Origin of the sequence: Clostridium psychrophilum (assembly GCF_018861705.1) — a bacterium.
In the GTDB taxonomy this organism is placed as follows: domain Bacteria; phylum Bacillota; class Clostridia; order Clostridiales; family Clostridiaceae; genus Clostridium_AD; species Clostridium_AD psychrophilum.
In genome coordinates, this window is record NZ_JAHLEC010000129.1 from 1 (window position 1) to 8480 (window position 8480).

11 protein-coding genes and 1 pseudogene are annotated in these 8480 nt (G+C 29.4%); all 12 read right to left on the minus strand.

Annotated features, from left to right (window positions below; all coding sequences use genetic code 11):
- Nucleotides 1–333: 333 nt before the first annotated feature.
- The 12 genes and pseudogenes from KPL38_RS16955 to KPL38_RS17005 all read right to left on the minus strand — a co-directional run bounded on the left by KPL38_RS16955 (nucleotide 334) and on the right by KPL38_RS17005 (nucleotide 8343).
- Nucleotides 334–1206 carry an IolE/MocC family protein gene (locus KPL38_RS16955; RefSeq protein WP_216290324.1) on the minus strand — a complete coding sequence of 291 codons (873 nt, stop codon included), beginning with the start codon at nucleotides 1204–1206 and terminating at the stop codon, nucleotides 334–336.
- A 114-nt stretch (nucleotides 1207–1320) separates the two neighbouring features.
- Nucleotides 1321–1560: a YdbC family protein gene (locus KPL38_RS16960; RefSeq protein WP_216290325.1), complete on the minus strand. Its 240-nt coding sequence runs from the start codon at nucleotides 1558–1560 to the stop codon at nucleotides 1321–1323.
- Nucleotides 1561–2124: 564 nt separating this feature from the next.
- Complete coding sequence (locus tag KPL38_RS16965; RefSeq protein ID WP_216290326.1) at nucleotides 2125–2625, minus strand: dihydrofolate reductase; 501 nt, start codon at nucleotides 2623–2625, stop codon at nucleotides 2125–2127.
- A complete protein-coding gene (locus KPL38_RS16970; protein WP_216290327.1) occupies nucleotides 2625–3410 on the minus strand; it encodes a thymidylate synthase in 786 nt (261 codons plus the stop codon). The genes KPL38_RS16965 and KPL38_RS16970 overlap by 1 nt, the downstream gene beginning before the upstream one ends.
- A 148-nt stretch (nucleotides 3411–3558) precedes the next feature.
- Nucleotides 3559–3972 (minus strand): annotated as a pseudogene (locus KPL38_RS20415) (GNAT family N-acetyltransferase).
- A 254-nt stretch (nucleotides 3973–4226) separates the two neighbouring features.
- On the minus strand, nucleotides 4227–4352 hold the full coding sequence (locus KPL38_RS20120; RefSeq protein ID WP_281419366.1) for a hypothetical protein: 126 nt from the start codon (nucleotides 4350–4352) through the stop codon (nucleotides 4227–4229).
- A 26-nt stretch (nucleotides 4353–4378) separates the two neighbouring features.
- Entirely contained in the window at nucleotides 4379–4900 is a 522-nt protein-coding gene (locus KPL38_RS16980) for a flavodoxin domain-containing protein (RefSeq protein WP_216290328.1), read from the minus strand.
- Nucleotides 4901–5323: 423 nt separating this feature from the next.
- The gene (locus KPL38_RS16985) at nucleotides 5324–6085 is read right to left on the minus strand and encodes an alpha/beta fold hydrolase (protein WP_216290329.1); all 762 of its coding nucleotides are present in this window, start codon (nucleotides 6083–6085) and stop codon (nucleotides 5324–5326) included.
- 338 nt (nucleotides 6086–6423) lie between these two features.
- Nucleotides 6424–6915 carry a GNAT family N-acetyltransferase gene (locus KPL38_RS16990; protein WP_216290330.1) on the minus strand — a complete coding sequence of 164 codons (492 nt, stop codon included), beginning with the start codon at nucleotides 6913–6915 and terminating at the stop codon, nucleotides 6424–6426.
- Nucleotides 6916–6993: 78 nt separating this feature from the next.
- The gene (locus KPL38_RS16995) at nucleotides 6994–7503 is read right to left on the minus strand and encodes a GNAT family N-acetyltransferase (protein WP_216290331.1); all 510 of its coding nucleotides are present in this window, start codon (nucleotides 7501–7503) and stop codon (nucleotides 6994–6996) included.
- 281 nt (nucleotides 7504–7784) lie between these two features.
- Complete coding sequence (locus KPL38_RS17000; RefSeq protein ID WP_216290332.1) at nucleotides 7785–8018, minus strand: hypothetical protein; 234 nt, start codon at nucleotides 8016–8018, stop codon at nucleotides 7785–7787.
- 4 nt (nucleotides 8019–8022) lie between these two features.
- Nucleotides 8023–8343 (minus strand): heavy metal-binding domain-containing protein, encoded by a 321-nt coding sequence (locus KPL38_RS17005; RefSeq protein WP_216290333.1) that lies wholly within the window; start codon nucleotides 8341–8343, stop codon nucleotides 8023–8025.
- Nucleotides 8344–8480 lie beyond the last annotated feature (137 nt).

Sequence of the window (8480 nt, forward strand, 5' to 3'; positions counted from 1 at the left end):
TGCCACATGAAGTTGACTTTTGTTCTTGCCATAATAATAACCTCCTTGCATTGAGATTATTATCTCATAAATTTAAAAACATGGGAATGTGGGTAATATTTGACGCTTACAAATGGATATATATAAGCAGTAAATACTTGTAATTTAAAATTTATTACATTATACCAAGTTTTCATACACATTAGTAATATTTATTTAATTAAACACATATTTACCTTTAATATTAGAATTTGTCTAAATATATTTTATACTAGGACGACTTTAAGGGAAGGCCTTTTAATTAGACTTCCCCTCATTATTATAGATTGCTTTAAAACAACTCTTTATATAGTACTATTCCAATATTTCCAATAAATTTTCTTTTGTTTTTAAGTAGTTTAATGGATTAATATATTCTTTCTCTATAACCTCTATCGTAATAGGACAACTGTAATTATACTTAAAATATAATTTCATTATATCATTCAGCACTACCAAGTCGTCCCCTTCAATAAATCCTATTCCATGGTTATCTTTACCGTACCCATTATCACCTATATTGGCTAAATGAATTAATTTTACATTTTGTTTGTTCCAGTCAAAATATTGTTCAAGTGTTACGTCTATTTTGCAATATTGTAATAATTTTATAGTAGTTAAAGCATGACAAGTATCTAAAACTGTGCCTATTCGATCTTTAAATCCATATTTATTTATAAAATAACTAACATACAAACAACTATCGTTTAAAAAACCCCCTCTACCATAAAATCCTGTGCGATTGGTTACTATAGGTGTTACATTTTCAATAGCGATTGAAATATTAGAATATTTGTTTAACGCATATAACAATGTATCATCAATAAGCTTTATTTTATTAGGATTTTTTATATCTTCTTTAAAACTCATTGAACAATGAACAATGACAAGTATATTCTTCTTCAATTTAGTCCCTAACATATTTGATAGTTCACATGTTTTATAAAAAACATTTTTTATTCTTTTTTCATAAAATCTATCAATTTCTACGGCCTCGCCCTCTACTAATGGCGTATGTATTACACTTATATTTAGTCCTGAGTTAATTATTGTGTCAAGATATTCATCAAGTGATATTTCTTCACCATAAAATCCTTCAAATAGTTGAACTTCAATATTGTTTTCATCTAATGCTTTTCTTGCCGAAAATTCTTTATCCTTCAAGGCACTTTTCATTAATATTTTCATGTTATTTATCATACTCCTTATATCTACTATACGTTCTACTGTTTAATTAAATTTTTTCTCAAATTTATATTATAGAATGACCACAATAAAAATTCAAGCAGTCATCTACAATTATTACTCCATATCCAATTCATCAATATCAATTTGATTTAAAATCTCTTTTAACTGTTTTAATTCGGTTTTATTCAATGTAATACCTTTTCTCATCTTTATATGTTCTTCATCCCAGTCTCTCATGTCAATCTTAGCGTTCTTATTATTCCAACTTATTATGTTTACTTCCTTTTTCCATCCTTTAGAACCCTCCGATAATATTCCCAGTTTTTTTAATATATCATATTTTATTTCAGCCATTTATATCTCTCCTATCCTTAGCTTTATTTATATTGTAAATAACCATACATTCTATATAGAAATTAATACCACTTGTCTTTTAAAATATATTATAATTTTAAAAATACTACAAAGATTATTTTAAAATCAATCATATATTTTTTAATAAATGAGATTAAATTTCTATTACAATTATATCATTAATCAAACATAACTTTCTGTATACCTTTATGCTTAATTATCCTTGGATTAACTAATTTTATAAGTACCTGCCCTCATATCCACTGCAACTAAACTCTTTAGTATGCCTACTTGTGGATCTACCAACTTTCCCCCTTCTCATTATTATACCGTTTATTTCAAATAAGCTCCATATTTACATATAATTATATATTTTTAATGTCTTATCCTACCTTTTACTCGTTTTTTTGATAAATATAAAAAAATGCTCTGGATTGCTCCACAGCACGAATCATACTTTTTCATTTTCATTGCTCACTCTAAATGATGCTTGAATTAATTAGTAAAGAGTAATATAGGTGTACTCATAAATATAGTAACTATTCTTAACATAATCATAATGTATTATTTTAGCCCGCTAGTCCTTTTCAAGGTTAAAAAACTAAATGATGTTGTTTTAGCATCATCAATAAATCCAGTTTCTTCTTCTTTAATATTCCACTTTGAATAATCTAAAATAGGAAAGAATACCTCAGCATCGTATTCCTTATGTACTTGTGTTAAGTGTATCTTATTACAATAAGGTAACAATAGCTTGTATATTTCTCCTCCGCCTATAACAAAATATTCTTTACTATCATCTAAATAATCAAGTAGTGCTTCCTTAGAATTTATTATAGTTACTCTTTCATCATTTACTACAAACCCTTTGTTTTGTGTAATGACAACATGGTGCCTACCAGGGAGAATACCAGGAAGAGATTCAAATGTTTTTCTTCCCATTATAATAGTATTTCCAGTAGTTATTTGCTTAAACCTTTTTAAATCTTTTGAAAAATGCCAAAGTAAATTATTGTTTTTACCAATAGCAAAATTATCTCCAATTGCAACAATACATGTAAGCATTATACAGCCACACTCCCCATATCTATTTTTCCAAGGTGCTTATAATCTATAAGTTTAACATCTTCTGGTGTAAAATCATAGAAGTTTTTAATTTCTGGGTTAATCCAAAGTTTGGGAGCGTCTAAAGCTTTTGGTTTTCTTGAAATCTGTAGCTTTAAACCTTGAATATGATTTTCATATATATGAGCATTATTAATAACATGAGTAAATAAGCCTGCTTTTAGTCCTGTAACTCGCGCGATTAAATGAACTAATACTGCATATTGACTGGTGTTAAATGGAACTCCAAGTGCCATATCACCGCTTCGTTGTATTAACATACAATTAAGTCTCCCATCAGTTACATCCCAAAGAGTTAAAAAACAACATGGTTGAAGCGCCATTTCTGGAAGGTCTTCTATATTCCAAAGATTCATCATCATTCTTCTATCTTGAGGATTGTTTTTTAAAGCCTCAATAAGAGTATCAATTTGATGATATTTTGCTATTTGATAACCATATGCCTTACCAATTGTTCCATCGTCGTATGCCCATTCATCCCAAATATGCACATTTTGTTCTTGAAGTTTTTTAACATCATTAGATTGGTCTTTGAATATCCAAAACAACTCTTTTACTGCTGTTTTAAACGCAACATTTTTAGTTGTTAGTATTGGGAATTCTTCTTCTAAATCAAATTGCATAATTTGGTGAGGGAGCTTATAAGTTGCAACTCCAGTACGATTTTGAGCATAATATCCTCTTTTTAGAATTTTCTCAGCTATTTTTAAGTATTGTCTATCCATTTCATTTTATTTTTCCCAAATCTACTATTATTTACTCTTTTAAAAAGTTTTGCCCACTTTTCAAATGCACAATTAAATAATTTTTTTGGATAATAAATGAACATTTCATTTAACTACGTAAATATTGTTTTCATCTTCTGCATAGTAATTAAATGATTTTTCCCATATAATATTCGGAGACATATTTTCCATTAACTATAAGTGGGTTTTCTTTTAAACCTTCTCTTTTGAACCCCATTTTTTCATATAATTTTATTGCAGCTACGTTATTTTCCATCAAAGTTAATTCTAATCTTGTAAGATTATTTTCTAATACCCATTTCTCCAACTCTTAAAATAGTTTTACTCCAATTTTTTTGCCCCTATAATCTTTTAATATACCAATAACTATATATGCCCTATGACTTATTCTTTTAGCAAACCCCCGTTCAGATGATAAAAATCCAATTATGTTTCCTTTGTCTTCTACTACTAATCTTAACGATTTTGAACCACTTATATTATTAATATTAGAATTCATTTCTTCTATAGTAGTTTTTGTTTCTCCTGGTTCCCACATCATATTGTTTGTTTCATTGTCCAATTACTTTAACATATTTAAAAATTTTTTCGAATCCTTAACTTCAACTTTTCTTATAATCATACCCTTATCACCACCTCATTCATCTCTATCTTAGTCAACGCTATTTGTATAATTCTTTATAGCATATCCATACTTTGATATCGCTCGCTCCACAATGAGGTGAAAATACCATCTCCGTATGCTTTTCTTTCATAGTACATGTTTTACCTCAAATATTTTGTATCTTTAATTCCTTAATTCATCAAATAACTACTAATTCTTAATAATCCAGTATTATTTATAAATTGCATTACATATTGGGAAGTTGCCATAGGGTCTTTAATTTTAATGCAAAAATCCGGTGATGCACCGTCATCCATATCCGGGTCTATCATAGACAGCAATTTTATGAATTAACATAAGTTATTATTTGATCTATATTCTTCTTTCTTGTAAAATCTACTGGCTTGTCATACATGGATAACATACCTCTTGCCTCAGGTGTTAATTCTTTTTTCATCTTAATCGTCCATTTTAGTAATGTCATAAGTGCTTTATCAAAAGGGTTTATTTTACTATAATCAAAGCCACCCCTTAAATAAAAGAACTGTAACTGTTTCTGTTCTTCGGGAGTAAAATTTTTATCTCTTACTTCACTTATTACCTCTTCACTCGATGGGGATGCTCCCGTTGCGAAAACAACGACTTTTTTACCTTTAAGTTTGTCGAGATTTTGTGTTATATATTTTACTCCAATTATGCCAACCGCATACAAACTTCCGCCGTAAATCACGATGTCATATGCTTTAACTACATCTATATCAGCCTTTGAAGCATCAAAAATATCCGCTGATAACGCCTCAGAAATCCATTCTGCATATTTTTTTGTAAAACCTGTTTTTGACTTATATATCACTACCGTCCTCATGTTTTCCACCTCTCATAATAAAAACTTTCTTTGTATTATCCTACAATTATTTTAATATTATAAAGTCAAAATTAATTAACTATTTATAAGTAATATTTTATCATAAAAATACATGCTAACCCCTTCAGCTCTTTACATTGTTCTAGTCATTTATCTATAATTTTTATTTTCTCTCCATCCTCTCTTCTTTCCACTATTTCATTGTTATGACACAGTATATGCATGATCTAACTTAAATATAATTATTCATTATGCTAATAATTAACAAATGAAATTATTTATTTCCTTATTAACATCATCATTGTTATCCGCATTAGAAAATATGACACATCTTTGATTATATGCAAAGGATAGCCCTCTTTTTTTGACCATTCTTCACAATAGTGTTTCACTTTTCCTGTTTTATCATATTCACCATATAGATTATTCTTCTTTTATACTATTTGAAAAAAGTTGTTGCATTAGATTAATGTATTTTTTTGGATAGATTAGACTAATTTCACCATGCCCACTTTTCTTAATTATCTTTAAAAAACTACCATTAATAGTTTCGTGTAGTAAAAATGCAGATTTTTTCATTACCGATAATTCTTTCTCACCAACTAATATTAATGTTTTTGCTTTTGTATTACACAAAGTTTTCGGCATTGGATAATTTCCATTACTTATAGCAATATTTATTAATGATTTCTTTGTCATCCTTGAACTTTCTTCATAATAAATCTCAAATAAATTATCTGGTACATTCAATGATTTAGCCTGTAACTTCGCAGACCATCTTTTTTTAGTTAACCCATAAGAAATATTAAACATTGGTACAGTTAATGCACTTGTCATCTTTATAGGGTAAACCAAAGCACTTTCTATAACAGCATTATCTGTAATATCACATTCTTTAGATAATATTTCAACAGTTATTTGGGCCCCAATAGATAGACCACAGATTGCGAAAACTTTTCCATTACAATTATCTTTTATATATTTAATAACCTGCTCACCTGATTTTTTTATACTTACAAAAGTGGTATCACAAGCTTCCCCGTGACCATCAATAATAGGCGTTACAATACAATACTTTTTCTGTAATTCTTCAATTTGTGGTTTCCATGACCACCATGATAATCCACCACCGTGAAGAAAAATAATAACAGGCATACTCTTATTCCCAAATTGTTTAAATATCATCTGCTTTTCCCCCATCCATAAATCATATAAACAATCCTTACCTCATCTTTGTATGCTATTGTTAAACAGTAAATGAACATTACGTCTTCACTCCAACAACAAGACTTGATTTTTTCGTTACTTTAATAAATATGACATAGGTGTAAATCTAATACCATTAACGGTAAGCTCGTAATCAAAACGGGTAAGCTGCTATACAGAATCCATAAGCATTAACAGCGGAATATTCAAATGAAAATGTTGCTATTGCCCTTTCTTCATTAGTCTAAGCTATTGGTGATACATAATAATAGATGTTATCTCTTTGCAAAATAGTTAGCAGATCAGAAATAATCTCCTTAAATAAATCTTTCATATGACACTGCATATTGGCTAAATCCATTTCGTTCATATAATTTTTTAGCATTATTATTCCAAGCATAGGCATGTAATTTGATTCTATTAATAGTTTGTGTTTTCATCCACTTTATTGTTTCATCTAATAATTTTTGCCCTATCCCAAGCCCTCTTGATGTTTCATCTAGAAATAATTCATCAAGTAACCCTTTTCTACCCCTTCCATTATCAGAAACTTCAATTTCTTCCAATATCCTTCCTAAAACATACCCTACTGGGTTACCATCTAATTCTGCTATAAAAAATGAAGTATTTTCATCCCTATTATTAAACTTTTCTTCGGTATGTGTTTGTATTGATTGAATAACAAAATCAAAATCATCATATTTACATTCTTTATTATGGCTGTTTCGGTTAAACATGCTTAGTTTAACTGCATAATCAAGAATGACACTTTTATCACTGTCTACTGCATGTCTTATAGTTGCTTCCACAGAATTACCCCCAATTCGGTTTTTCTTATTAATACGTTCTATAATCACAAGTGTGAACTAAATTACTTTCATATATGCTCATAATTCAATCCAATATCGCTGAATTAATCTCCCATCATTACAAACTTCATTTTCTAATATTCCGCCACAAGATTTTATGGTCTTTACAGAAGCAATATTATTAGCGTCACATGTAATTAAAACTTTTTTCATTTCCAATTTGCTACATTCATCCAATGCAATTTTCAGCATTTCCTTAGCATACCCTTTCCTACGTTCAATCTTTCTTACACTATATCCAATGTGCCCCCCGTAACTATATAAATATTCATTCAACGTATGCCTAATATTTATCATGCCAAGTAATTTATTATCTTTTTCGCTTATTGCTAAGAGTACACTTGCAACTACTTCAGTATGTTTTGTACTTTCGTTTTCGTTATCCAATATAAATTTCATCCATTCTTCATAAACATCATATTTGTGCAAATATGATGTGCCCGCCATATCCTCACCACTCTCCACAAATTCGCTTTTATATTCTAAAATTTGTTGTTTATATTCAATAGTCGGTCTTAATAATTTCATAACGTCCCCCCATATTGTTTATAAGAATCCGAGTTTACTATTTAATAATGAAATGCAATACTTTACAATTAGTCACACAATATAAGAATATTATTTGTTAAGGTCGCTACAACTTATGCTTATTTTACTCTTTGAGCAATTGGATGCGTTTCTTTAAACTGAACCAAATCCCATAAGTTTCCGTATAAATCTTTAAATACTGCAATGTAAAAAACACAATGTCGTGAAAACTCAATTCCACGGCATTTGTTTTGTTTTCTTATGTGGTTTTTATGCGCAACTTAGTTACTTTTTTCTTCAAAATAAAACCTCTCACCAGTTATTTTATTGTAGTAAACCCTTAATCTTCTTCCATCACTTGGGTCAATACTTATTTCTTCGGTTTTTTCGAATCCTTCTGGAATATCTGAACCATGGTTTTTTCTATATCTTTTATCCCAAAATACATAGGTTATTACAGCAAAAATAACTATGCTTATTTCAAATATGAAATAAAAGTTAAGTGCTATTCTCATATCTTTATTCCTTTTCGATTATTATGGCAGTACCATAAGCCAACACTTCACTCATATTCTGGCCAATCTCGCTAGAGTCAAATCGCATCATTACCACCGCATTCGCCCCCATTTCAGTTGCATTTTTAACTAGTCTATCAATCGCTTGTTTACGTGCATCTTCAAGCATTGCTGTATACTCATGAATTTCTCCACCCACTAGACTTCTTAACCCCGCCATTATGTTTCCACCTAATCCACGACTTCTTACAATTAATCCAAAAGCCTGACCTTTTACTTCTATTACCCTGTACCCTGTAATATTTTCAGTTGTAACAACTATCATTTAATAATCCCCCCTTGTATAATCTAATAGTACTCTCGGAAACTCTCAAGCCATTGCTAATTCTAGGTTCATTTTTATGCATATATCAACTTCACCCCAGAATTTCTTCGAGCTTTCTATATTGAGGATAGCATAGG

Coding starts and splice junctions, on each gene's coding strand:
- KPL38_RS16955 (WP_216290324.1), bottom strand. CDS start 1,206: ATGAAAATATTAATGAAAAGTGCCTTGAAGGATAAAGAATTTTCGGCA.
- KPL38_RS16965 (WP_216290326.1), bottom strand. CDS start 2,625: ATGCTTACATGTATTGTTGCAATTGGAGATAATTTTGCTATTGGTAAA.
- KPL38_RS17005 (WP_216290333.1), bottom strand. CDS start 8,343: ATGATAGTTGTTACAACTGAAAATATTACAGGGTACAGGGTAATAGAA.
- KPL38_RS16995 (WP_216290331.1), bottom strand. CDS start 7,503: ATGAAATTATTAAGACCGACTATTGAATATAAACAACAAATTTTAGAA.
- KPL38_RS16960 (WP_216290325.1), bottom strand. CDS start 1,560: ATGGCTGAAATAAAATATGATATATTAAAAAAACTGGGAATATTATCG.
- KPL38_RS16985 (WP_216290329.1), bottom strand. CDS start 6,085: ATGATATTTAAACAATTTGGGAATAAGAGTATGCCTGTTATTATTTTT.
- KPL38_RS17000 (WP_216290332.1), bottom strand. CDS start 8,018: ATGAGAATAGCACTTAACTTTTATTTCATATTTGAAATAAGCATAGTT.
- KPL38_RS16980 (WP_216290328.1), bottom strand. CDS start 4,900: ATGAGGACGGTAGTGATATATAAGTCAAAAACAGGTTTTACAAAAAAA.
- KPL38_RS16970 (WP_216290327.1), bottom strand. CDS start 3,410: ATGGATAGACAATACTTAAAAATAGCTGAGAAAATTCTAAAAAGAGGA.
- KPL38_RS20120 (WP_281419366.1), bottom strand. CDS start 4,352: ATGGATGACGGTGCATCACCGGATTTTTGCATTAAAATTAAAGACCCT.